This is a genomic window from Companilactobacillus sp. FL22-1, assembly GCF_043951805.1.
In the GTDB taxonomy this organism is placed as follows: Bacteria; Bacillota; Bacilli; order Lactobacillales; family Lactobacillaceae; genus Companilactobacillus.
In genome coordinates, this window is record NZ_JBINJY010000001.1 from 63,876 (window position 1) to 88,092 (window position 24,217).

Consider the following 24,217-nt stretch of genomic DNA (forward strand, 5'->3'; position numbering starts at 1 on the left):
AAACTTTTTCCTTTCGTCCTGCTAGAATTCGTTATAAATAAATTTGGCACTTCCAACGCCGTTATAACCGTAGATATATAGAAGCACTATGAAAATAGCGAAAAATACCACTGTTTTAATAATGAACATTGTCACTGGCTTCTTCAAAAAATTGATAAAGTCATTTTTCATAAATCAACACCTCACGAAAGAGTTTGCCTAAGTGGAAACTATATCAACGCCTGTATATACTTCCCATATAAACATTATAATAAAAAAGTGATAGTCGTAATTGGCATATTTTGTAAATTTTTTTTTACAATTTCGCCAACTTATTCAGTTGAAAAACTGGTAGCATGTTTAAACACGTTTATTATATAAGAAACACTAGCTCCTTTTCAAAATATACGCATTGTAACTGTTTTCATTCTATTCAAATATTTTCACGACTAGTTTTCACACTTTATTAACGTGTTTTATTATCAAGCGACTGTATATAAAAGTAAATAATTGAATCCCATAATTACCAAAGTGTTAGTCTCATGTGACAGTTTTGTAAGGTGGAGATTTTCCTGATAAAAAGAGCGGCAACTCAAAATTGAGTTGCCGCTCTTTTTACTATTAATGCCCGGAAACTAAACGAATTTTGCCCCGCTCTCATTAAAAGTGATATGATACTATTCAAATTTATGTAAATTTGGTTTTACCAACTGGCTTTTCTAACACCAGGGATCTTTCCTTCGTGAGCTAACTTACGAAAGTTCAAACGGGACATCCCAAATTTTCTCAAATAAGCGTGGGGACGTCCATCACTCCAATCACGTGAATGTAATCTTACTGGTGAAGCATCCCGAGGTAATTCGCTTAGCCCCTTGTAATCATGTTTGGCTTTCAATTCCTGTCGAATTGAAGCATAACGTGCAACTGTTTCCTGTAGCCGCTTTTCACGTTCAATTTTTGCTTTACGTGCCATTTATTAACTAGACTCCTTTTTATACTTTATATAGTAGAAAGTCTTCGCTAGTTTTTTTATCGTCATCACAAACTTAACAATAGAACGGTACAATAGCAAATAAATTGATTACTTGCAAATAATAAGTTTTTCCAAAAAAAAAAAATAAAATCAATAGTGAACGCCTACATCAGTGCTTTATTCCATTTTAGATAAAAAACATTTATCAATAACGATACAAATTAATCTTGATATTTTGCTAGAATTTAAGCATAGGGAAAGCTCAAAAAGACTTTCAAAAATCAAGTTAGGAGGGCGACTAATGAAACTGTTCAAAAGTATTGCAAGTTTGCTTTTTTTGACTAGCCTTAGTTTGTCCCTCGCACCCACCGTTACAGCCCAAGCTGCTTCTACAACTTCAAGTATGCCGATAACATACTCGGCAATAACAGCATCCGATACTGCCGCCAGTTCTACATCTGCAGCTGCTACTCCTACTGATGATACAACCACTGCTACCGTCGATAGTACGGGCAAAGCGCAAGCAACTTCCCAAGTTACAGTAAACGTAGTCTCAGGGGTCTTAACATTAGAAGCGGTCCCTGACTTTAATTTTGGAAAAATGGTAATCGGTGATACTAAAAAACTAGTTAATAACACCGTTGATTCATCTGATTTTGTTGTTGATGATGGGACTAATAATTCCACTGCTACTGCCGGTCGTGATGGTAATGACAGTGGCTTATTAGAAGTAATCGATTCACGTAATTATTCTGAAACTGCGCCTGGATTCTCACTCTCAGCTTCACTTAGTGTGTTGCATCCCACCCAAAGTGATACAGATACAAGCTCACTTATTGCAATTTTGGATCTAAATAAAATTGCATTATTGGACGATGACAACAATAATGTTTCGAACAATGCTACGGAACTATATACCCAAAAGGTATCTCTTAGCAGTGATCAGGCTGCAGAAAACGTTATTAATCTACAACCTGGTGAATATAACGGCGGACTTATTAGTGCTAAATTCAATACCCCCGATACAGCTAGTTTACATATTCCTAAAGACGGTAACAATAGTACTACTAAACCATCTTCAAGAAATATGAATGCTGTCGTAACTTGGACCTTGAATGCTGCACCAACAAAGACTAACTAGTCAAATTCAATTTTAAGTAATAACTCATAGAATTCCCGTTCGAGGATTTTATGAGTATTTTTTTGCAAAAAAAATACAAAAATATAACTAATTGTCAGTTTAAAATGTTTAAACATGCTATCATTAAAGTAATTCAAACACCTGTAAAAAGAAGGGTCGATAATGATTGCAACAACTACTTGGAAACATAATTTTTCAAATTATCAAAATATTGACAAGATAAACCAATCCGGTCATCAGTCTCTAGCAATTTTTCAACCGCTGGCTTCTCACAAACTTCGTTTACAATTTTGCACCTTATACGATGAAAAACCATTACATATTTCCAAGCTGACTATTTATTCTAAAGATCAGCCCCAAACAGTCATCACTAAGGATGGTCAAAGCGATTTTTCGATTGAGCCTCGAATCACTGATTGGTCTGACTGGATCAATTTCAATCTGCTTGGCGATGCATATTTATCAATCGAATTGGATTCACCTAATCAAACGGTTCATACCATTGGATCAACTATCTCAAATCAACTGCTTAAGACAAGCGAAACTGATCCGACAGTAGCGAAATATTTCTTTGGTATCTGTGGATTACAAGTCCAGACTAATCAGAGCTATCGGCGCATTGCATTTTTTGGTGATTCTCTAACTAACCAGGGTAACTTTTCCGCCCCATTAGCTTATAACTTGGAGAAAGACTTTCAAATTATGACTGCTAACTATGGCATCTCCGGCAACCGTCTCCTTCATCCGGGCCACAGTACTTCACAATGGTCAACAAGCTTTGGCGAAGCGGGATTAACCCGATTTGACCATATGTTGATCGATTATCAACCCCATATCGTTATCTTTATGGAAGGAATCAACGACTTATTGCATCCTGGCACTGGTACACCCATGAATGAATTACCTAGTAAGTCCGCTGTGATTACAGCTATTAAACTCTTAAAAGAAAAATGCCGACAACAAAACATCAAGTTTATCCCTATGACGATCACTCCCGCACAAGGTAATATCAATGCAGACGTTCAAGCTTGGAGTCCAACAAAAGAAGCTCTCAGAAAAGCTATCAATCAAGAGATTTTAACAATGCCCCACGCGATTGATTTGGATAGTCTGACTAGTCATGACAATCGCTTAAAACCTGAATTCGATTGTGGCGATCACGTTCACTTCTCTACTGCAGGAGGTAAGTTAGTTGCAAAGTATGTCCAGCAACAACTGATTAGGCAAAAAATGATTTAATTTTTAACAGTCCAGTCAGTTCTATAACAACTTTGGAATATCTTTTTATAATTTTATTCCATTTTTAAGTAAATCAGGTTTAAATCATTTTCAATATAATATACTATTAAATAGTATTAACAATTACATTGGAGCGTTACTTATGACTGAAACTACTAACAAAGATATTTATCAAACACTTAAATCAAGAGTTATCAATGGAAAATATAATATCAGGATGCGCCTGCCTACCGAAGATTCACTCATTGAAGAATTTCATGTTAGTCGCTATTCCATCCACAAGGCCATCAAACAACTTTCCGATGAAGGTTTAGTTTATTCTGTTAAAGGTAAAGGTGTCGTGGTACTTGAACAGACTTCTCATGCCAACGAGATCAATCTGAGTCTTAGAGAAATTGACAGTATCCATGCCTTGAATAATGCTGAAGATGTCCATCGCGCAACGATCATAGCCGATTTCAAACAAGTTATCGTCGATGAGGACCTCAGCCACAAAACTTCCTTTGCAGTCGGCCTTCCCGTCTATGCAATCAAGCGAGTTCGTCGAATCAATAACAAAAATGCCGTCCTCGATATTAACTATTTCAATGCACAAGTTGTTCCGAATATTACTCCGGAGATTGCTAAAGAATCAATCTACGATTACATTAAAAATGTTTTACACATGAAAATTGCCGTGGTCAAACGCCAATTGAGGATCGAACACGCAAACCAAGTCGATTATGAAAATCTCAATCTTGGCATTAACAATTGTATTGGCAATATGGTTAGTTTTGCTTTTAACGATGATGGTAAGCAATTCGAATATACTGAATCTCACTTTATTCCTGATAATTTTATCTTCAACCAGATCATTAAATTCTAAAGCCAAGACTATGAAAAAGAGCTCTGTTTCCGTCAACGGGATCAGAGCTCTTTTACACTTTAATACGATTCAAAACCAACTAGTGAATAGTGGTTAGGAATATATTTTGTCTCAGTACATTCAAATAAATTACCTAGGTCGCTGTAAACATATTTTTTTAAGACGCCGACACAATTGGCATCTTCAAGATCCAAGTTATCGAATTCCTTCTTAGTTGCTGTCTCCACCGAAGCGATTGAACGTGCGGCCGCAATTTTAAAGAGGTCTTCATCACGAATATATTGATAAACAGATCCTTCAACATCAATAATCGAAAGGTTGGGCATACTCTCTTTTCTAAAGTAACTCGTATCGATCGCCATTGCTTTGCCATTGACCATTCTCAAACGTTCAACGTAAAAAGCTGTATCTCCGACGGTAAATGATGTGTGTTTGGACAGCTTATCATCAATTTCAACTTCTTTAAATTCTAAAACCTTCGTCGTCAATTTCTTGATGAATTTATTCTGAGGAAAACTCATGAGATCTTGAAAGCCAAAATGATTAGCGGCAGAAAAGATTACCCGATTATCAACGATTGGTTCCAAGACTACGACTCCACGTCCCTTAACTGTGTATACTAAGCCATCAGCTTGCAATTTTTTTAGGGCACGGCGAATTGTGTTCCGTGTAACACTGAACCGTTGTGACAAATCTTCCTCACCAGGTAAAATCGTCTTTGGAGGATAGACATTGCTGTCGATCTCTCCTTTTAAAATATGATAAATATCTGAATATAAATTCTTTGGCATAATGTCTCCTCAATTGGTACTACGTTTAATAAAGTTACCCTCTGCTAGTTAAACACTCCCCACAAGTGCTGTTTTTTTCTCCAACATGACTGCTTCATAAGGCCGTAAAATCACTTCTCCATTGTCAATTTCAATTCCCTCATAATTTCCCAACAATAAATTGAAACCGTCCAAGAGAGGCCTTCTTTGCTCTTGATCAGTAAAGTTAGCCATAACAATAATTTTACTCTTATCATCATATCTTTCATAACTATAAACGCTATTGTCTTGGGCATTCAGTAATCGATATGACCCTTCTGTTAATAATACCTTATTTTTTCGCAAGAAAATCAAAGCACGATAAAAATTAAAAATATTATTTTTCATTTTCAGAACTTTTTCGACAGAGTAGTCATCATGATACAGTGGCTTTAACCAAGGTTCTCCAGTGGTAAAGCCATAATATTTGCTTGAATCCCATTGCATTGGTAATCGAGAATTCTCACGCGACTTTTGTTGCAAGATCTTGATCGCCAATTTTTTATCAACGCCATTACTGATCATTTCGTTATAGGCATTGATCGATTCGTGATCTTTATATTGACTAATATCAGTAAAGTAAGCATTCTTCATGCCGATCTCATCGCCTTGATAAATATACGGTGTACCTTGCAATCCAAATTCGACCATCGCTAACAACTTTGCTGATTGATCACGATACTTGTCATCGTCAGTAAAACGAGAAATTGCTCGTGGCTGATCATGGTTGTTCCAAAATAGAGCATTCCAACCGCCTTGGGAATTCATCTTCACTTGCCAGTCGCTCAAGATCCTAGTTAAGTCAGTCAAATTATAGTGACCCAGAGTCCATTTATTGCCCCCGGTGTAATCGACTTTAACATGATGGAAAGTGAACGCCATCGACAACTCTTGACGATTGGGATTGGTATACTTGACCGCTTCAGAAATGGGAGTCGAAGAAAGTTCTCCAACTGTTATAAACTTATTGGGTCCAAACACTTTCTCGTACATTTCATGAATATATTCGTGAACATGAGGTCCATTAGTATAGAAATTCCGACCATCATCCAAAGGCGTCGCAAATGTGTCATTGGGCAAGTTTTTGTCTTTAGAAATATTATTGATAACATCCAGGCGAAAACCATCGATACCCTTTTCGGCCCAAAACTTCAACATTTCAAAGATTTTTTGACGTAAGGCTTCATTACGCCAGTTCAAATCAGGCATTGTCACATCATAGAGATGCAAATAATACTGATCTAATTCTGGTACATATTTCCAAGCACTGCCACTGAATTTAGAAACCCAGTTATTTGGCTCATGACCATCAACGGGATCGCGCCAAATATAAAAATTATGGTAAGGATTATCTTTAGACTTCAAAGCTTCCTTGAACCAATGATTCTCATTTGAAGTATGATTCAATACCATGTCCATAATGATCTTGATATCACGCTTGTGTGCTTCCTTCAATAGATTTTCAAAGTCATCCATGGTTCCAAATACTGGATCAATTTGGTAATAATCGGCAATATCATAACCATTGTCATTTCCTGGTGAACGATACATTGGTGTCAACCAGATCAAACCGATTCCCAATTCTTGCAAGTAATCTAGGCGCGAAATGATACCATTGATATCACCGATTCCGTCACCATTAGAGTCTTGAAAACTGCGGGGATAAATTTGATAGACAGTTTCCTTTTGCCATTCTTTCATATAAATGTTACTCCTCAATTTAAAATTACTTTTTTTTCTACTTAACGCCGTCAAGTTTATAATATGTTTATACAACTGTCAAACTGATTAAAAATTCCAATTTCATACATCATTATATTATTATTTTGCATATTATTGAATAATAAACATTTCAATCAAATAATATGTAAACCCTATGCCAGTAACATATGACACCGCCAGCAAAATTTAAAAATAAAATTGTTTACACGGGCGTCAGAATAGTTTATATTCTAGTTCTAATTTAATAATGGAGATAAGAAGGATGCGTCAAATTACAACAGAGAGATTAATCATTCGTCCGATTCAATTGAAGGACTTTGATGAATTACAAGCGATTTTGTTGGACCCAAAGGTCGTCCGTTACACTCGATATCGTGACGTCAAAACGCCAACTAATTTCACTGCGATTTTTGAAAGCCATTTTTATAATACGGCTTATACATTTGGAATCGAAACAAAAGATGAACACAAGTTGATCGGTTTCTATGAATTCCATCCTGAAAATACCACTGGTATTTTAACTTATGCTTTAGCACAGAGTGCCTGGGGTCATGGCTATGTGGCTGAAGTTGGTAGTGCCATGATGGGTTATGGCTTCAACAATTTGAATTTCGAACGAATCGAAGCCCATTATGCAAGTACCAATACCCGCTCCGGTTTAGTAATGAAAAAGATGGGCATGAACGATCTAGGATTATTAGGAACCTTCCCCTCACCTCATACTGGCGAAGTTCGACAATTAATGGCCTATGAGTTGACTAAAACTGATTGGTTAATGGGACACGACACCGAAGCAGCAGTTTAATGAAGAAATCTTTATCTATCTATTTAAATCGTCCCATTATCAACAAAGTTTACCAAAGAGTAAAAGTGTATTGAATTTTCCAATTCAATACACTTTTTTTGTGAAATTATTTAAATTAGTGTCTTATGAATTTCCTGCATACCACGTTCAATCTGCTCCAATTCGGCCGCGTAATCTTTCAATTGACCGCCATATTGGTCGACTAATGCTTGATCGGCATCAGTTTTGTAGCGCAACTTATGTTCCAAACTGGCCCACATATCCATACCCACAGTACGAATCTGTATCTCAACTGGTATATCAATTGTTCCACTCGCCTGAAAGACGGGAACTTTAACTACAATATGCAAGCTGCGATACCCACTAGGCTTAGGATCTTTAATATAATCCTTACGTTTTAAGAGCGTTACGTCAGTCTGATCAGTCAATAATTTCTCGACTTTGTAAATATCATCACGGTAATTGGTAATCACTCTAATTCCGGCAATATCAAAGATATGTTCTTTAATACTGTCAGCGGTCAGCGGATAGCCTTTACGTTCAGCTTTTTGGAGCAGGCTTTGCAGATCTTTCATTCTTGATTCCATGTGATGAATCGGATTGTAATCGTAGTTGACTTGAAACTCTGAATCCAAGTTCTCTAACTTAGTACTGATTTCTTTTTGACCTGCTTGATACAGTTGATACAGCTTGATCAACTTGGTTAGTTCCTCAATGTTAGGCTGATTGCTGAGGCCGCCTAATTGTGATTGTAACTTCTTTACATTAATCACACTAGATTTTTCTAATATCATTCGTTCATCCCTATTCTTAAAATCGTAAACTCAAGACATTAATATCGTGAATTATTTAAATATATAATTCTGTTTCAGCGGGTTTTGTTTTACCGATAACTTTGCCGTTACGAACTGATAATAAGACTGGTGCCTTACGGTTCAAAGCTTCATAGAACGTATGAGCATTCATCAAAACAAAGTTAGCTGGTTTGCCGATTTCGATGCCATATTGATCTTGAACTTGCATGATCTTAGCACTATTAATGGTAATAAATTTGTATGAGTCCATGATTTGCTGATGGCCCATCATTTGAGTAGCATGTAATCCTTCAGCCAAAACATCCAGCATACTGCCGTTGCCCATGGGATACCATGGATCTTTAATGTCGTCTTCACCGAAGCCAACATTGATACCTTCAGCGTTCAATTCTTTAACTCGGGTTAAACCACGACGTTTTGGATAGGTATCGAATCTCCCGCCTAAGTACATATTGACTAGCGGATTGGAGATAAAGTTCATCTGCGACATCTTCAAAAGACGCATCAATTTATACATATAAGCATCGTTATACGAACCCATAGCGGTGGTGTGTGAAGCCGTCACACGTTGTCCCATACCGCTTTCATAGGCTAAAGTAGCGATGGTCTCCAAACTTCTAGAACTTGGATCATCGATTTCATCAGTATGTGCATCAAACAACAAGTCATTTTTTTGAGCTAGGTCAAAAGCAAAGTGCATCGATTCAACACTATATTCACGATTGAATTCATAATGTGGAATTGCCCCGACAACATCAACACCTAATTTAACCGCCTCTTCCATCAGTTCCTTACCGTGTGGATAGGACAAGATTCCTTCTTGAGGGAAAGCAACTAGTTGCAGAGTCATCCAATCTTTAACACTTTCACGAACATCGATCAAAGCTTTCAGAGCTTTCAAACTAGGGTCAGTTACATCCACATGGGAGCGGACATATTGAATTCCGTGAGTTGCTTGCATTTTCAAAGCAAGAATTGCCCGTTCTTTAACATCTTGATAGGTCAAACTCTTTTTACGTTCTGACCAAATGCGAATTCCATCGAATAAAGTTCCGTTTTCATTCCACTCTGGTTGTCCGGCTGTCAAAGCACTATCCAGATGCACATGTGGATCAACGAATGGTGGTAGAACTAATTTTTCATGACCAGCAATCACTTCTTCATCACCCTTAGGCGTCAGATGATCGGCAATCTCAGTAAATTTTCCATCTTCGATTCTGATATCTTGAGCAGGTTGATTTTCAATTCTGACTTGTTGTAATAACATCACGCTACACTCCTTCAAATTTTGATATAGTATACAATTTTTTAATTGACAATGCCAAATTTCTCCCTTAAACTTACAGCAATATATCTTTTTAAAAGCAGTCCAGAGAGGCTGACAAAAGAGCGGTAAATTTGATAATTGAGGGACTGCTCACTTTACGTGCGGTCCTTTTTTACTGCTCAAGATTATGGGGGTTATGATGGCTAATAAAGAACATATTCAAGCAACAACACCTGATCAAAGAGCAATGTCGAAGTGGGACATGTTTGCCACCTGGATCGGGGCTAATGCTAACAACGGGACTTGGTACATCGGTGGGGTAATTGCCGCAGTCGGTTTGATCAAAGCTTCAACACTCTTGGTGATCGTCGGCTCATTATCTTACGTCTTGTTAGGCCTAGCTTCGTATATGGGTTATAAAACTGGCTTACCGGCGATGGTTTTGACCCGGCCATCCTTTGGCGTGAAAGGTTCGATCATTCCTTCAATCGTCAATGTCGTCCAATTCATTGGTTGGGCAGCCATCAACACGTTTATTGCCGCAACCTCGATCAGTATCATCTTAAAAGACATCCTAGGTTGGAATAATTCTTCATTCCATAATCAATTCAGTATTATCATTGGGATTGTCGTCATGTCCATTCTACATCTAATCTCCATTTCATTAGGAGAAAAATCAGTTAAATGGATCGAACGAATCGGTATTATTCTAGTTATCGTTTTAGTAACTTGGGAATCAGTCGTCGTCTTAAAAACAGTTCCCTTTAACGATATCGTAAAATATCAACCTGCCGCCAAATTCCAATTGCCTAGTGGTAAAATCGTCGATATCCTAGCTGCCTTTAATCTGGCCTGGGTAACGGCGGCGGCTGACTTCAGTCGTTTCACCAAAGATAAACAGGCAGCTACAACAGCTTCATTCTTCGGTGCTAATATCGGACTATTCTGGTTTGCCTTTATTGGCTTGATTGCCACGATTGCCACAGCCATCACTATTAATAAATTTGATCCTAACAATGCTGACCCTAGTACGATTGCCGCCAAACTTGGCCTTGGTATCTTGGCGATGTTAGTCATCGTTATCACGAGTACTACTGCCAATGCCGTTAACTTAATGGCCGCTGGTTCAGCTTTAACTAATATCTTTCATCGCCTAAAACTGACTCCAGCTCTTTGGATCGTAACCTTAGTCGCTACAGTCATGACTTTCATCCCTGTTTATGTGGCCAGCTTCCTGACTACTTTTGAAACCTTCCTGGATGGAATCGGAATGTTTCTGGGACCTGAAATTGCTATCTTCTTGATTGACTTCTTTTTCATCAAGAAACAAAAGTATCAAGTTGATCAATTTTCCAAACCGAATGGGACTTATTGGTACTCTAAGGGTGTCAACCTCGTAGCCATTGTCACTTGGGCAATCGGTGTCGCCAGTTATTTAGGACTCAACCAACTTAGCTTTATCGTGAATACAGTCGGAGCAACTTTCCCTGCTATGATCATCACTGCTTTATGCTATTTTGTAGCTGCTAAAATGTCTGCAAAATAGCCCACAGTAAAATAGGCCTGTCATTACACTTGCACATGTAATGACAGGCCTATTTTCATTTATTTTCGACTAATTCTTTGGTGCCATAAAAAGATTCCTATTAGTAAAACCACACTGACAAAACAAGAAAAGCCAAATGTAACATGCATTCCGTCGATAAATAATTGCGGATCACTTGTTAAATACGATTTGACCCGACTGCCATGAAAAATCGACATTGAACTGAAAAGCAGAGTCGTCGACATCGTTGAACCAACTACCATACCCACCGTTCTCGCCAAGCTGTAAACACTACCTGCCGAACCATAATCTTTTTCAGAGACATTACTCATAACTAAGACATTATTAGGTGAATGAAATAATCCGTTACCTAATCCTGCCAAGGCAGCACCTATTGCAAAAATCAAAATGGTATTATTCAAATTACTCATGACATAGAAAATCTGACCAAAACTAATTATCGCTAATCCCAATAAAGTTATTTTAAAAGGATCATGATGATCCGCCAATGAGCCAGAAATTGGAGCAATAAATAATTGTACGACTGGAAAAATCAAGAGAAAGAAGCCACTAAATAGTGGGCTAAAGGCACGAGCATTTTGCAAATAAAAGGGTGCTAATACGTCAAAAAAGAAATCAACGATAAATACCATAAAACAAGCTAACAATTGCATACTAAACCAAGCATTTTTAAATAATGACACTGGTAAAATGGGATCTGCCTGTTTGATTTCATAATGATACAACGCAACTAATAATAATAATCCGACAATCATTAAACAAATAATTCGCCAATCAGTCCATCCCCATTGTTGAACCAATAAAATACCTATGAAAACACTGGTGAAACCAGTTAAAAGCATAATTGAGCCAATTGAATCAAAACTATTATTGGCAAACACTTTATCCAATTCACTAGGCAAATATTTGAATAAAATAATCGAGGCAAAAATACCAATCGGCACGTTCAACCAAAAAATAATATGCCAAGAAAAAAAGTTTAATAAAATACCGCCTAAGCTTGGGCCAACGATCCCTCCTAGGGATACAAATGAACCCATCCAGCCTAACGCTTGTCCCCGTCTGTTTTCAGGGAAAAGTTCCACAATGATACCGTTAGAAGTTGCCATCGTCATTGCCGCACCAATAGCTTGTAAACTTCGAGAAACTATTAGAGTCCACCAGTTAACTGATAAAGCACAAAAAGCAGAACTGATGAGAAAGATCATTGTTCCCCATTTAAAATACTTTATCTTGCCAAACTTATCCCCTAACTTTCCAAAAATCATCAAAGTACTGCTTAAAACAATCAAGTACATGGTTACGACCCAATTGATCAAACTCATATTAGTTTGCAATGCTTTACTCAGAACTGGTAATGCCACAGTTACAATACTACTATCAAGTGTAGACATGAATGTGACAATCCCAATCCCAATCAAAATCATCGTCAAATTTTTACTCTTCACTTGTTCCATAATCCGCCTCAATACTATATATTAATATATATAGATTAATATATAAATATTAATTATTAAAGGAGATTTATATGGCACGTTTCAATACTTTACAATATATGATTTTAGGTTTATTGAGTCGAAAACCAATGACCGGTTACGATATTAAGCAGACTTTTGATCAAGAAAAAGCTGAATTCTGGACCGCTCCTTTTAGCCAAATTTATCCTGAACTTAACCGTCTTTTAAAGGCCGAATTGATTGCCTTAATAATGCCCAAAGAAGCTTCTCGAAAAAAGACTTATCAATTAACTGCCGACGGTCACACTTTGTTTAAAGAATGGCTTCTAGCACCCTTAAATCAAGGTAATACCCAATTAGATAACGATAATTTTATTTTGAGGTTGCACTTTTTAGGTTCAACAGATGAAAAAGTTTTAAAACATTTACTAAATTTGCGCTGTCAGACACTCCGAATTGAAGTAGCTCAATTGGAATTAGAATTGAACGAGGTGGTTAACTACCCTGAACAATTAGGAAGACAATTGATCATTGAGAAAGAATTAACAAATAAGAAGGCTGAATTAATCCTCTGGCAAAAACAATTTCAAGATAATTAAGCTATATCTTAATATCCCGGGTACTTGGTTTTATTGTATTGCACAAACTTTACGCTATTAAAAAATCCCTCCATGAATATCAAATGAATTTATTTCATCTGACAATCATAAAAGGATTATCGCAACTAGTAATTGCGGGGTATTATTTCATTTACTTTCTAATTATCTAACCATTGATGGTTTCTTTGGATCAAATTTCCAATTTGGAATTAAGAATTGCATAGCCTTTGCATCATCACGTGCCCCCAGTCCTTTTTCAACATACAATTCGTTAGCTTGTTTAATCTTATCAAGGTCAATTTCAACTCCTAAACCTTCATTAGTTTTAGGAACCGTCAACTGACCATTTTCAATCTTATATGGATTCTTAGTAAGATTTTGACCATCTTGCCAAATCCAGTGAGTGTCAACGTCATAAACACGACCAGGAGCAGCAGCGGCAGCATTGGCAACCATTGCTAAAGAGATGTCAAAGTGATTATTTGAGTGAACTCCCCAGTTTAAGTTGAACTCATTACACAATTGAGCTACCCTTACAGCCCCTTCCATTGTCCAGAAATGTGGATCAGCCAATGGAATTGACACAGAGTTCAATGCAATTGCATGTGACATTTGTCGCCAATCGGTATCAACCATATTTGTAGCTGTAGGCATGTGTGTAATTTGCTGGAATTCTGAAAGGATCTCTCGACCAGAAAAACCATCTTCACCTCCACATGGATCCTCAATATAATGTAAAATGCCTTTCAATTCATCGGCATAATGAATGGCTTGTTTCAATGACCAAGCACCATTTGGATCTAAATCAAGTTTGGCATTTGGAAATGCTTCATGCAGAGCTTTAATTGCAGCAACTTCATCTTCGCCATCAAAGACTCCACCCTTGAGCTTAAAGGTTTTGAATCCATACTTGTCATAAGCGGCCTTGGCCAATTTGACAATCGATTCTGGATCCATGGCTGGTTTACGCCGTAGCTTACCCCAATCACTAGTTGTATCATCATCTTGTAAGTAAGGCATATCTGTTTTACTGGTATCGCCTACATAAAATAAATATCCTAAAACTCCGACTTTTTCACGTTGTTGACCATCTCCCAATAATGCGGCCACAGGAACATGAAAATGTTTACCTAATAAGTCTAGGAATGAAGTTTCGATAGCCGTTAGTGCGTGAACCATAATTCGTTGATCAAATGTCTGTTGTCCACGGCCACCCTTGTCCAAATATGAAAACTTCTCTTTGACTTTTAAAAGAACATCCTTATATTCACCGATTGTTCTTCCCACGACTAAATCTTTTGATTGATTTAAAGTATCAGTGATCTTTTGACCACCAGGAACTTCACCAACACCGACTTGACCTTCATTAGTAGTTAAAACAACAATATTTCTAGTAAAGTATGGGCCATGAGCTCCACTTAGGTTTAATAACATACTGTCATAACCCGCAACTGGATATACATCCATCTTTTCAATTTTTGGAATATTCATAATTTTCTCCTTGTCTAATTAATGATGAATAAAAGCAACAATGGTTCATGTATAATATTAAGTGTTAAAGTTTTTTATTTAATTTGGGAGTAGTTTAATGGAAATTAACCGGCTTAAAACTTTTTTATCTGTCGCCAGAAATGGTAGCTTCAAATCCGCCGCTGAAGAATTATTTCTTTCACCACGAGCAGTTTCAAAACAGATGGATCAGATTGAAAATGAACTGGGAATCTCACTATTTGAGCGAAAGAAAAATAGTACTAAATTAAATCGTGCCGGCAAGCAATTCGTCGTAACAGCACAAGATATTATCAATACCTATGATGATGCTTTAACTAAAATTAAAACTATCAATGAAAAACTAACACCAATCTTAAGAATCGGATTTTCATCGCTAAATCAGACGGTGATTCTAGAAACCGTAATTGCCCCTTTTATGAAAAAATATCCTAAAATCAAGCTTGAATTAAAAGAGGAAAGCGGTATTCGCTTAATCAAACTATTGAAGGCAAATAATTTAGACTTCGCAGTCACTCCGTATTACAATCTATCCCGTGAAAACGCCGACTTCATGTCTATGAAGATGATTAAATTGGCTGAAGGTGAATTAATGATTGGTGTCAGCGTCAATAACCCTTTAAGTCAAAAAGATTCTGTGAGCTTGGATGAAATAAAACACATGAAAGTACTTTACTACAGTTCCTCTGAATCATATTACTTAAGAGAAGTTTTTCTCGATAAATTTGAAGGTTTCCTCACACCTGAACAAATCAGCCGGGTTTCATCATTAGAACAACGTGACATGTTGGTTGCTTCTAATAATGGAGTTGGTTTCTATCCAAGTCCCTTTTTATCTAAAGAAAAAGCTCAGAATCCCATGATAAAATTTCTCAAAATCACAGACAACGTCAACAAATATTATGCTTCAGCTTTCTTATACCGACCTACCAATAAAAATCCATCACTTAAAAACTTAATTTCTGAATTGGAGAGAAGAAATTTCAAATAATTTCTTCTCTTTTTTTATGCCAAAAAATCTGTTGCTTCAAGGACCCGAACACAAGCATCATGTTTAATATCAGTTTGAGCAATGCTTAAATAACCATACTTTTTATCTCGATTGAAGAGAATCAGATCATTAGTATTTTGATTTGCACAAAGTAAGAAGTCGCCGTCTTTACTCAAGCTAAAGTCTCGTGGAAAAATACCCTCTGTTTTAATGTTTTGAATTTTTTCTAGATGTTGCCCTCCATCTAAAACCTTATAAACAGTAATAGAATCATGTCCACGATTTGAAATATACAAGAACTTCTCATCGTTTGACAATCTAATAGCGGCCGAACCGCTATGACCAACGTAACCTTCCGGAATATTAGAATAATCTTCAATTCTGCTCAATTCGCCATTTTCATGGTTATACTCAACGACACCGACACGGCTTGACAATTCTCCTAAAACATAAATGTAGTTTGTTTTCTTAGCAATCGCCAATTGACGGGGTCCAAAACCTGGTTTAGTTTCAAACGTTGATTTTAAAGTTAATTCGGCTGTATCAAAATTAACATCAAAAATGAACAATTTATCACAACCCAGTCCACAAACAATCAATCTTCCATCTGGTAATTCTCTTGCAAAATGGATATGAGCATGATCTTGTTCAACGAGTGGACCATGGCCCTCTATTGGATAAGTATGGCTTTCAGTAATCTCATATCTATCATTCATCTTAAAAGTATGAATAGCATTAGTATTATAGTTTGCAGCAAACAAAACCTTGTGTTCACTGTCAATTGAAATATATGAAGGCACTGTATAGGGTAACTCATTCCAAAAATAGAGATTCTTAGCCGCATCATACGCTTCATAGGATCCATGCTTCTTAGGCAAATAACTAGTAGAAATTAATTTGCCGGACTTAATGTCAACAATACCTACTCCTCCTTGATTACCATCTTTAGTCAAAACTGTCGCAATTTTTCCATCTGTCTGTGAATAATTTAGAAATGCTGGATTGTCAACCTTGGCTAATAAACTTATATCCGTAATTTTCTTTTTATCGGTATCAAGCGTAGCAATATACATACCTTCTGATTGATTGTTGGGCGTATAACTATTTTCTGTATAACCACCTAAAATAAATTTATCTTTCATTTTAAAAGCCTCCGTTATTTAATAGTTACTTTCTTGCATTGAGCAATAACTTCAGGTTTCAATTCTTGACCAATACCAGGTCTATCTGGAATATCAATGAATCCATTAACTGGCTGATAATCGTCATATTTACATGTAGAACGGTCTTTAGCATTGATTGCACGCTGATAAACTTCATGAATTAAGAAGTTGGGAATAACTGCCTCAACTTGAAGAGCTGCGGCAATTGCAATTGGACCTCCACAGACATGAACCTGAGCATTGACATCATATGTTTGTGCCATATCACAAATCTTTTTTGCCTCGGAAATTCCACCAGCTAAACATAGATCTGGTTGAGCAACTGCGATAGAACGGTCTTCAAAGAATTTTCTAAAGCCCCAGCGTGTGAAAACTCTTTCACCAGCTGCTATTGGAATATTAACTTTCCTCGAAACCTCCAAAGTATTGTCAGGATTCAACGTATTAACTGGTTCTTCATAATAAAGAATATTCAAATCTTCAAGTGCTTGCCCAATTTTAATAGCGGACGTTGTATCTGAGTTGGCATGCATATCAATAATTATGTCCAGATCATCTCCACCAACTTCACGCATGGCTTTAACACGATCATAGGCCACTTTAATTACATGTTGTGACACTGTTCCTTTGGTTGTCCATTCTCTTCCGCCGTCTGGCTGATCACTCAACATTATGGGATCAAATTTTAATGCGTCGTAACCTTCAGACAAGACTTTCTTCGTTACTTCAGCATAATCTTGTGGCGTTATCAACTTTAGTTTATCAATGTGCTCGCCCCAGTTATACTGCAATTGACTAGCATACGCTCTGAGATGATCATTAGTTTTACCCCCAAGAATCTCATAAGTTGGAGCATTGTAATATTTACCTTTGATATCCCATAATGCAATATCAATAGCACTTATAGCTGCATTAACAACAACACCACCAGCAATCCCCCAATAAGTTGTACTAAAAAGTTTATTCCAGATCTTTTCAATATTTAGTGGATCTTCACCAATAATTACCTGGCTAAAGTCTTGCAGCATACCAAAACCACCACGCCAACCTTTACCGTAAGCCAAACCGGCCTCACCAAAACCACAAATATCGGTATCAGTATTAATTCTGATTACTAGTGGACACCAATCTTCCTTAGACCCTTGACCATTACCACTAAAACTAGGATCTTCACTTGGAACCTTCATAATATCAACGCTAACAATCTTCATCATTTTCCCTCCGTTCGTTTTACATTGTGCAACTATTTTCAAATTAATTGTAGTTACATTTTTCACTAATGCACAGTTCAACTATTTACCCCTGCTGAACTTTTTGTTCATATTTTTGGTTATTTTATTTTTGTAAGGGGTTGCAAAACCAAACAAATTCATTCTTCAAGTATTTTATATGTAATATTTAGTTCGTCTGGGGTCCATTTGGTGACTGTAATATAGTGAAAAAAATAACTATAATTGTCATTGAAATCGAGTTAGTGATATACGTAACTTTTCTAGGAGGTTTTTACATTATGAAGAAGGTTTTGTTAAGCGAAAAGATTGACGATAAAGGAATCAAGCTTCTTGAGGATAACGGTTTCGACGTTCATGTTTCTGCTGGAACCGATATTGAAACGATGAAAAAAGAAATTAAAGACGCATATGCCGTAATTATGCGTTCATCAGAATTGCCTGCGGAGGTAATTGATGCTGGCGAACAACTTAAAATTATTTCACGTAATGGTACCGGTATAAATAATGTAGATGTTGATGAGGCAACTAGAAGAAATGTTTTAGTTGCTAAGGTCAACGGTGCAAATGCTTTTGCAGTTGCGGAATATGTTATGACCACTATGCTAATGCTCAGTAGAAAAGTTCTAGATTCTAATAGATTGATCCATGAAAAGAAAGATCAACTAGCCGAGATTGGTTCACTGCCTGGATTTTCAACTCAATTCTCACTAAACGGCAATGAATTACGAGGTAAAACTTTAGCTATCTTAGGTTTAGGAAAAATTGGTCAGGAGCTTGTTAAGTTGGCCCAAGCTTTCGGCATGAATGTCGTAGGATATGATCCATATTTGAAAAATTCACCTATAAAACTCTACAAAAACTTAACTGACATCTATCCAGTTGCAGATTTTCTGTCCATCAACATGCCACTGACATCAGAAACAAAAAATATGATCACTGCTAATGAAATGACTAAAATGAAAAATTCAGCTTTCATTATTAACTCAGCTCGTGGTGGAATTATTAATGAAAAGGACTTAGCAAATGCCTTAAATTCAGGAACTATCGCAGGTGCTGCCATTGATTCCTTTAATCCTGAACCACCAGCTCCAGACAACCCATTATTTACAAGTAAAAATACTATTTTGACGAGTCATATGGCCGGTACGACAGTTGAAGCTAACCAAGCACTCGGACTAGGTGCTGCACAAGCAATAATTGACTTTCAAAACGGTAAAACGCCAGAATTTCCAGTTAATCAAGAAGCTTTAGCATCGAAAAATAAATAACAAGAGGTAACCCACTATGAAACACAAAAAGTTAATTGCCGGCATAGTTGGGATCGTTCTTGGAGTTATTATCACATTCTTTATTCCAACTCCTCATGGTCTAACACATGCAGGTATGATTGTTTTGGCTTCTCTAGTCACAGCAAATATCTTCTGGATTTTTAATGTTATTCCTAGTTTTGCCACTGGTTTGTTAATGCTATCTTCTTGGGTCGTTTTAGGCGCTGTTAAATTTGAAGTTGCTTATCAAATTTTTTCCACAACGACGATGTGGATTATTATTGGAGGTCTAGGCTTAGGTGCTGCCGCCACCAAAACTGGTTTAATCAAACGTATTGCTTTAAAAATCATGACTTTCTTTCCAGCTAATTTTAGGGGTCAAACACTTGCTCTATTTACAGCGGGTACAATTATTGCTCCTATGATTCCCAGTGCCCATCCCAAAACAGCTATGAGTACCCCTATTGCCAAGGGAATCAGCAATGCCTTGGGATATAAGCCTTTCGGTAAAGGCAGTTCAGGACTATTTCTTGCTGCACTCTGGGGGTTCTTTGTCACTGAAGCTAGTTTCTTAAGCGCTACAGCTCAAAACTATGCTTTCAAAGGATTATTACCTGCGAAAGCTCAAGCCCAATTGAACTGGGGAAATTGGTTTATCATGATGATCCCTTGGACTATCATTATTTTAATCGGGGGATATTTCTTATTGACCTTCTTATTCAAGCCTAAGGATGATAAGCCTGTTTCACGGGAATTTATTTCTAAACAATTGAATGAATTGGGTCCTATGTCACGTGAGGAAAAAATCACTGCGACTGTCATCCTAATAGCAATTGTCTTCTGGATTTTGGAATCAGTCTTCAATATCCCTGCAGCTATTACTGCCATTATTGGTGTCAGTGTTCTTGTCGCATTAAAAGTTTTGACTCCGGAGGATTTCAAGACTCGATTAAGTTGGAACACCATCATCTTTATTGGTACCGTTATGGCCTTAGGTAATGTCATGCAATCAGCTGGATTAACAACTTGGTTGAGAAAAATCTTAGCTCCAGCTATTTCACCAATTATCGATAATATCTACATTACGGTAATCGCCTTGCCTATCATTATTTATCTATGTAAGTTTGTTGTCGTATCTTTGATTTCCACAGGTACATTGATAACGATTGGCCTGCTTCCATTCTTTTCACAAATGAGCTTTAGCCCAGCAATTATCGCCATCATTGTTACAACCAGCGTTAACGTCTGGATTCTATCTTACATGAACGCTCCTATATTAACTGGTAGTGCTGCTGTTCAAGATAGTATGGCTTCTCGTGGTGCAATGGCCAAATCATCTATCGGTTATATGATATTAAATATTATCGGTTTACTCGTTTGTGTACCTATCTGGCAATTAATGGGTATTGCTTAATTTGATCAAAAAAGCCGTCATTCCAAAAGGAGTGACGACTTTTTTTCATTCAATAATAAATTTAAATACAACTTAATCAACATTGATACTTTAGATTTTAACAATTCCAACACCGACTAAACCTGGTCCGGTATGAACTCCAAGCGCTGGCCCAACTTGTCCTAAAAATTCTTGTTGACCCTTAATGCCATTCTCATGCAATAGATCTAGCATTTTTTGACCACCTGCTTCATCAGCACCATGACCGACCGCCAAGAGATATTTTTCATTATCATCTAAGAACTCTTCGGCAAAATTTAACATCATCTTTTGACCCTTTTTCATGCCACGAGCTTTAGCAGCAATCGTATAGGATCCATCGGTTTTACAAGTAATGATTGGTGCTAATTTCAACATCCCACCAACGGCAGCAGCTGTAGCACTGATTCGACCACCAGCTTTTAAATAAGTCAAAGTTGGAATACAGAAGTAAACTACCGTTTTGGTAATCATCTCTGCAACTTTACTGGTTACTTCAGCAAATGAATCGCCCTCATCGATCATATTCTTAGCACCGACGGCAATTAATCCTGCGGCTACCGCAACTTGTTTCGTATCAAAATAGGCGGTCGTGAAACGATCATCTTCATCTAGAAAAACTTTCAAGAAATTAAAAGTTCCACTTAAGCCAGAAGAAACTGAAATCGATACGATATGATCATATCCATCTTGAGCAATACGGTCTAAGGTTGTTTGAATTGAATCACCGGATGGCAAGGATGTTTTAGGTATCTCTACTGGTAATTGTTGATATACTTCTTCTGCAGAAATCTCGACCCGATCAAGATAAGTCTTGTCATGGTAAGCAATTTGCATTGGTAATTCGTAAATACCGGTTTTTTCAAGATATTCTTTTGGCAAATCACAACATGAATCTACCAATACAGCAATCTTTTCCATTATTATTAACTCTTTTCGTTTGAATTATGCTTTTCAATCATTAATGTCTTTTTCGTAACTAATTTCGTGGCAAAGGAAATCGTGGCCATTTCGACTAACAAATAAGCCGATGATTGATTTTTTTCAGATAAAACTTGTCCTTCTTCTCGATGGTTTAACATCTTCAAGGCTAACTCCTGTTTATCGCAGAAGAAATCATAAGCTTTGCCAATTCCACCATTCAACCTAGTTTGAACTTCCAATCCCTCTTGAATCTCATTGATTGATACAACTTGCTTTAAGAAAGTAATGGCAATCAAATAAGCCAAATGTTCACGAGTATAGCGCTTCTTTTCAGGATGTGGCAATAAGCCATTTTTAACATAGTTGTTGACCATCGAAGTCGTTACCACTGGACCATCTTCCAACCAAATTGGACCGATATACTTATCCACTAAAGTCAATAATTGGTCTCGATACAAATCCAACTCTGGTAATTCCTCAAATCTTGGTAACCGAAATTGTTCCATTTCATTCAACCATGCTGTTAATTCATCCATCATCTGCGCCCCTTTTATAATTACTGTTACAATCTATCATAGTTATCTTAACTATGCAATCTAGTTTTTAAAACTAGGTATAAAAATGTTTAAAAAAAAAAGCCTTGAATTCTATTCAAGACTTTCTTTCACATCATGTTCACGCCATCCCATCGCAATCACTAGGATGAGACCTACGGCGGTTAATAATATAATATAACCTACATTCCGATTGAAATTAATATCACCAAGATACAAATCTCCTAACAACGTTGCCAGTATCGCAACCCAAATGCCAAAACTTTGGATTTTGGTAAAAGCTGTGCCAGTTTGACTGCGTCTTTCCCGCTTCGTAATGTAAGGTAAAACGAATCCTAAACCTATTAAAACAATAATAGCTACAAAATTGATAACTAATTCATACCACCACATGGATGAGGCGAATGGAACATCTTGTGGTCCAACTGCGGCTATTGTGGCCACACCAGTTAAGATCAAGCACCACCAACCAACAGCCAATGATAATTTTTTGTTTTTAATGTATACATAGCCCGAACTGTACTTATCATCATTCATCCTGACCTTGATAAAGGACCAGAAGATCCAACAAGTAACACCCGGTGAAATAATACCGTTTAAATTCAATAACCAATTGAAAATATCTTTCATATTAGGTAGCAGGATACCTAATCCCATGATAAAGGCACTCAAACCAACGGTTAGAATGTACCCATTAATTGGTAAACCTGCGGAATTGGTTTTCCATAAGAATTTTGGCATGTAGCGATTGCCTGTATCGGAGATCAACATTCTAGTCATTGCATTCAGCAGAACTGCTAGCAAAGCGGCTAGATAGAAAATCTCGGTAAAAGCAAATAGATACATTAAAGTATTCCCCAGATGGAATCTCTCTCCTAAAGCTTGAAAAGCATAGTAGGAACCATTGATCTTCAAATCATCTGGTAAATGATAGGCGTTGAAAAATACTCCCAATGAGAATGAACCGAAGATTGTTAAAAATCCCGTCATAATCGACAACATGATCATTGCTTTAGGAAAATCATGATTAGGATTACGCATTTTCGTTACGAATGGGGCAATTCTTTCAGCACCATTGATTGCAAAAATCAAAAATCCTAAAGTTGTCAAATAATGCAAATTAAAAGTTGGGACAATCGTATGGAAAGTCAATGGTTTAGTGGCAATATGACCACCCATTGACAAGGCTGTGACCGTCATTAAAACAAATAAGACCGTCATACCAAACATTGCAATTCCACCGATAGTACTAAGTATTTCCAGCGAACGCTCGAAGCGGGATTGAATAATTATGAAAAAGATAAAGATCAAGAGTGTAAACAAAGCGAAGTGGCTATTAGACATTTGCGACTGCAACTTAGCATTCCCATTTACGACCCAACCTAAAGCGACCGCAATCGTATTCGCCGTATCAACGACGTAAGGAATCGAGGCAGCCCAATAAGTCCAAGCAGCAAAATAGCCTAAGAACTCTCCACTAGTTTCTCTGACCCATGATGTTAATCCTCCACCGTCATCATCAAAAGTTGACCCTAGTTGGCCTACCATCAATGAATATGGAATAACATACAAGAGAATCATAATTACCCAGGACGTGATAACGCCCATCCCCTGATTTTGGAAATTGTACGTTAGATCATCAAATCCAACTACAGTTACAAAATCCATAAGGGCCAAGACTGGCCAGCTAATGTATTTCTTCTTTGTCTCTAATTCTGTCATGGCGTTTTCCTCAAGTGAAAATAAATCATTCTTCCTAATTTATTCACCTAACGGTTACTTCAAATATACAATATTTTTAGCTAAATAGTTGAAAAATGATTCAAAAATATCAAAATTTTTAAAGCGCTTACTTACCCGACATGACCGCAATCTTGACGATTGACCTTTTGGTGTACATTATGGA

Annotated in this window: 22 protein-coding genes; 9 read left to right on the forward strand and 13 right to left on the reverse strand. The window is 37.0% G+C overall.

The window, feature by feature from the left end; translation table 11 throughout:
* Positions 1-21 precede the first annotated feature (21 nt).
* Both ACG72T_RS00290 and rpsN read right to left on the reverse strand, forming a co-directional pair.
* Positions 22-171, reverse strand: coding sequence for a teichoic acid D-Ala incorporation-associated protein DltX (locus ACG72T_RS00290; RefSeq protein ID WP_395263941.1), 150 nt, complete (start codon positions 169-171; stop codon positions 22-24).
* Between the two features lie 511 nt (positions 172-682).
* Positions 683-952 carry a 30S ribosomal protein S14 gene (rpsN, locus tag ACG72T_RS00295; RefSeq protein WP_395263942.1) on the reverse strand — a complete coding sequence of 90 codons (270 nt, stop codon included), beginning with the start codon at positions 950-952 and terminating at the stop codon, positions 683-685.
* 301 nt (positions 953-1,253) lie between these two features.
* Between rpsN and ACG72T_RS00300 the strand changes: the two genes are divergently transcribed.
* From ACG72T_RS00300 to ACG72T_RS00310, 3 genes are all read left to right on the forward strand, one after another.
* Positions 1,254-2,093, forward strand: a complete 840-nt coding sequence (locus tag ACG72T_RS00300; protein WP_395263943.1) for a hypothetical protein — start codon at positions 1,254-1,256, stop codon at positions 2,091-2,093.
* A 162-nt stretch (positions 2,094-2,255) separates the two neighbouring features.
* Positions 2,256-3,332 (forward strand): GDSL-type esterase/lipase family protein, encoded by a 1,077-nt coding sequence (locus ACG72T_RS00305; protein WP_395263944.1) that lies wholly within the window; start codon positions 2,256-2,258, stop codon positions 3,330-3,332.
* Positions 3,333-3,474: 142 nt separating this feature from the next.
* A complete protein-coding gene (locus ACG72T_RS00310; protein WP_395263945.1) occupies positions 3,475-4,197 on the forward strand; it encodes a GntR family transcriptional regulator in 723 nt (240 codons plus the stop codon).
* Positions 4,198-4,256: 59 nt separating this feature from the next.
* Here ACG72T_RS00310 and ACG72T_RS00315 read toward each other — a convergent pair whose 3' ends face one another.
* Positions 4,257-4,988, reverse strand: a complete 732-nt coding sequence (locus tag ACG72T_RS00315; RefSeq protein ID WP_395263946.1) for a GntR family transcriptional regulator — start codon at positions 4,986-4,988, stop codon at positions 4,257-4,259.
* Positions 4,989-5,036: 48 nt separating this feature from the next.
* Complete coding sequence (locus ACG72T_RS00320; RefSeq protein WP_395263947.1) at positions 5,037-6,707, reverse strand: alpha,alpha-phosphotrehalase; 1,671 nt, start codon at positions 6,705-6,707, stop codon at positions 5,037-5,039.
* 283 nt (positions 6,708-6,990) lie between these two features.
* On the opposite strand from ACG72T_RS00320, the gene ACG72T_RS00325 reads away from it, so the two are divergent.
* A complete protein-coding gene (locus tag ACG72T_RS00325) occupies positions 6,991-7,533 on the forward strand; it encodes a GNAT family N-acetyltransferase (RefSeq protein WP_395263948.1) in 543 nt (180 codons plus the stop codon).
* A 110-nt stretch (positions 7,534-7,643) separates the two neighbouring features.
* On the opposite strand, the gene ACG72T_RS00330 is transcribed toward ACG72T_RS00325, so the two are convergent.
* Both ACG72T_RS00330 and codA read right to left on the reverse strand, forming a co-directional pair.
* On the reverse strand, positions 7,644-8,327 hold the full coding sequence (locus ACG72T_RS00330) for a GTP pyrophosphokinase family protein (RefSeq protein ID WP_395263949.1): 684 nt from the start codon (positions 8,325-8,327) through the stop codon (positions 7,644-7,646).
* A gap of 55 nt (positions 8,328-8,382) precedes the next feature.
* Positions 8,383-9,615 (reverse strand): cytosine deaminase, encoded by a 1,233-nt coding sequence (gene codA / locus ACG72T_RS00335; protein WP_395263950.1) that lies wholly within the window; start codon positions 9,613-9,615, stop codon positions 8,383-8,385.
* A gap of 199 nt (positions 9,616-9,814) precedes the next feature.
* On the opposite strand from codA, the gene ACG72T_RS00340 reads away from it, so the two are divergent.
* Positions 9,815-11,161 carry a cytosine permease gene (locus ACG72T_RS00340; RefSeq protein WP_395264164.1) on the forward strand — a complete coding sequence of 449 codons (1,347 nt, stop codon included), beginning with the start codon at positions 9,815-9,817 and terminating at the stop codon, positions 11,159-11,161.
* Positions 11,162-11,220: 59 nt separating this feature from the next.
* Here the strand turns inward: ACG72T_RS00340 and ACG72T_RS00345 are convergent, their stop codons facing one another.
* Positions 11,221-12,639: an MFS transporter gene (locus tag ACG72T_RS00345; protein ID WP_395263951.1), complete on the reverse strand. Its 1,419-nt coding sequence runs from the start codon at positions 12,637-12,639 to the stop codon at positions 11,221-11,223.
* Positions 12,640-12,710: 71 nt separating this feature from the next.
* Here ACG72T_RS00345 and ACG72T_RS00350 point away from each other — a divergent pair, with 71 nt between their 5' ends.
* On the forward strand, positions 12,711-13,238 hold the full coding sequence (locus ACG72T_RS00350; RefSeq protein ID WP_395263952.1) for a PadR family transcriptional regulator: 528 nt from the start codon (positions 12,711-12,713) through the stop codon (positions 13,236-13,238).
* Positions 13,239-13,400: 162 nt separating this feature from the next.
* Here the strand turns inward: ACG72T_RS00350 and ACG72T_RS00355 are convergent, their stop codons facing one another.
* Positions 13,401-14,729 (reverse strand): enolase C-terminal domain-like protein, encoded by a 1,329-nt coding sequence (locus ACG72T_RS00355; protein ID WP_395263953.1) that lies wholly within the window; start codon positions 14,727-14,729, stop codon positions 13,401-13,403.
* A gap of 97 nt (positions 14,730-14,826) precedes the next feature.
* Here ACG72T_RS00355 and ACG72T_RS00360 point away from each other — a divergent pair, with 97 nt between their 5' ends.
* Positions 14,827-15,738: a LysR family transcriptional regulator gene (locus ACG72T_RS00360; RefSeq protein WP_395263954.1), complete on the forward strand. Its 912-nt coding sequence runs from the start codon at positions 14,827-14,829 to the stop codon at positions 15,736-15,738.
* Positions 15,739-15,752: 14 nt separating this feature from the next.
* Here ACG72T_RS00360 and ACG72T_RS00365 read toward each other — a convergent pair whose 3' ends face one another.
* Both ACG72T_RS00365 and ACG72T_RS00370 read right to left on the reverse strand, forming a co-directional pair.
* Positions 15,753-16,880: a lactonase family protein gene (locus tag ACG72T_RS00365; protein ID WP_395263955.1), complete on the reverse strand. Its 1,128-nt coding sequence runs from the start codon at positions 16,878-16,880 to the stop codon at positions 15,753-15,755.
* A 14-nt stretch (positions 16,881-16,894) separates the two neighbouring features.
* Complete coding sequence (locus ACG72T_RS00370; protein ID WP_395263956.1) at positions 16,895-18,115, reverse strand: mandelate racemase/muconate lactonizing enzyme family protein; 1,221 nt, start codon at positions 18,113-18,115, stop codon at positions 16,895-16,897.
* 296 nt (positions 18,116-18,411) lie between these two features.
* Here ACG72T_RS00370 and ACG72T_RS00375 point away from each other — a divergent pair, with 296 nt between their 5' ends.
* A complete protein-coding gene (locus tag ACG72T_RS00375; protein ID WP_395263957.1) occupies positions 18,412-19,401 on the forward strand; it encodes a hydroxyacid dehydrogenase in 990 nt (329 codons plus the stop codon).
* 16 nt (positions 19,402-19,417) lie between these two features.
* Positions 19,418-20,815: an SLC13 family permease gene (locus tag ACG72T_RS00380; protein WP_395263958.1), complete on the forward strand. Its 1,398-nt coding sequence runs from the start codon at positions 19,418-19,420 to the stop codon at positions 20,813-20,815.
* Positions 20,816-20,905: 90 nt separating this feature from the next.
* Here ACG72T_RS00380 and ACG72T_RS00385 read toward each other — a convergent pair whose 3' ends face one another.
* From ACG72T_RS00385 to ACG72T_RS00395, 3 genes are all read right to left on the reverse strand, one after another.
* A complete protein-coding gene (locus ACG72T_RS00385) occupies positions 20,906-21,754 on the reverse strand; it encodes a DegV family protein (protein WP_395263959.1) in 849 nt (282 codons plus the stop codon).
* A gap of 5 nt (positions 21,755-21,759) precedes the next feature.
* Positions 21,760-22,296 carry a DUF1836 domain-containing protein gene (locus ACG72T_RS00390; RefSeq protein WP_395263960.1) on the reverse strand — a complete coding sequence of 179 codons (537 nt, stop codon included), beginning with the start codon at positions 22,294-22,296 and terminating at the stop codon, positions 21,760-21,762.
* Between the two features lie 108 nt (positions 22,297-22,404).
* On the reverse strand, positions 22,405-24,033 hold the full coding sequence (locus ACG72T_RS00395; protein WP_395263961.1) for an APC family permease: 1,629 nt from the start codon (positions 24,031-24,033) through the stop codon (positions 22,405-22,407).
* Positions 24,034-24,217: the final 184 nt, after the last annotated feature.

What these genes read in the sequence shown, in the direction of transcription:
- ACG72T_RS00380 (WP_395263958.1), top strand. Translation starts at nt 19,418, where the DNA reads ATGAAACACAAAAAGTTAATTGCCGGCATAGTTGGGATCGTTCTTGGA.
- ACG72T_RS00385 (WP_395263959.1), bottom strand. Translation starts at nt 21,754, where the DNA reads ATGGAAAAGATTGCTGTATTGGTAGATTCATGTTGTGATTTGCCAAAA.
- ACG72T_RS00300 (WP_395263943.1), top strand. Translation starts at nt 1,254, where the DNA reads ATGAAACTGTTCAAAAGTATTGCAAGTTTGCTTTTTTTGACTAGCCTT.
- ACG72T_RS00330 (WP_395263949.1), bottom strand. Translation starts at nt 8,327, where the DNA reads ATGATATTAGAAAAATCTAGTGTGATTAATGTAAAGAAGTTACAATCA.
- codA (WP_395263950.1), bottom strand. Translation starts at nt 9,615, where the DNA reads ATGTTATTACAACAAGTCAGAATTGAAAATCAACCTGCTCAAGATATC.
- ACG72T_RS00290 (WP_395263941.1), bottom strand. Translation starts at nt 171, where the DNA reads ATGAAAAATGACTTTATCAATTTTTTGAAGAAGCCAGTGACAATGTTC.
- ACG72T_RS00360 (WP_395263954.1), top strand. Translation starts at nt 14,827, where the DNA reads ATGGAAATTAACCGGCTTAAAACTTTTTTATCTGTCGCCAGAAATGGT.
- rpsN (WP_395263942.1), bottom strand. Translation starts at nt 952, where the DNA reads ATGGCACGTAAAGCAAAAATTGAACGTGAAAAGCGGCTACAGGAAACA.
- ACG72T_RS00315 (WP_395263946.1), bottom strand. Translation starts at nt 4,988, where the DNA reads ATGCCAAAGAATTTATATTCAGATATTTATCATATTTTAAAAGGAGAG.
- ACG72T_RS00350 (WP_395263952.1), top strand. Translation starts at nt 12,711, where the DNA reads ATGGCACGTTTCAATACTTTACAATATATGATTTTAGGTTTATTGAGT.
- ACG72T_RS00305 (WP_395263944.1), top strand. Translation starts at nt 2,256, where the DNA reads ATGATTGCAACAACTACTTGGAAACATAATTTTTCAAATTATCAAAAT.
- ACG72T_RS00375 (WP_395263957.1), top strand. Translation starts at nt 18,412, where the DNA reads ATGAAGAAGGTTTTGTTAAGCGAAAAGATTGACGATAAAGGAATCAAG.
- ACG72T_RS00325 (WP_395263948.1), top strand. Translation starts at nt 6,991, where the DNA reads ATGCGTCAAATTACAACAGAGAGATTAATCATTCGTCCGATTCAATTG.
- ACG72T_RS00370 (WP_395263956.1), bottom strand. Translation starts at nt 18,115, where the DNA reads ATGATGAAGATTGTTAGCGTTGATATTATGAAGGTTCCAAGTGAAGAT.
- ACG72T_RS00320 (WP_395263947.1), bottom strand. Translation starts at nt 6,707, where the DNA reads ATGAAAGAATGGCAAAAGGAAACTGTCTATCAAATTTATCCCCGCAGT.
- ACG72T_RS00345 (WP_395263951.1), bottom strand. Translation starts at nt 12,639, where the DNA reads ATGGAACAAGTGAAGAGTAAAAATTTGACGATGATTTTGATTGGGATT.
- ACG72T_RS00365 (WP_395263955.1), bottom strand. Translation starts at nt 16,880, where the DNA reads ATGAAAGATAAATTTATTTTAGGTGGTTATACAGAAAATAGTTATACG.
- ACG72T_RS00395 (WP_395263961.1), bottom strand. Translation starts at nt 24,033, where the DNA reads ATGACAGAATTAGAGACAAAGAAGAAATACATTAGCTGGCCAGTCTTG.
- ACG72T_RS00310 (WP_395263945.1), top strand. Translation starts at nt 3,475, where the DNA reads ATGACTGAAACTACTAACAAAGATATTTATCAAACACTTAAATCAAGA.
- ACG72T_RS00390 (WP_395263960.1), bottom strand. Translation starts at nt 22,296, where the DNA reads ATGATGGATGAATTAACAGCATGGTTGAATGAAATGGAACAATTTCGG.
- ACG72T_RS00355 (WP_395263953.1), bottom strand. Translation starts at nt 14,729, where the DNA reads ATGAATATTCCAAAAATTGAAAAGATGGATGTATATCCAGTTGCGGGT.
- ACG72T_RS00340 (WP_395264164.1), top strand. Translation starts at nt 9,815, where the DNA reads ATGGCTAATAAAGAACATATTCAAGCAACAACACCTGATCAAAGAGCA.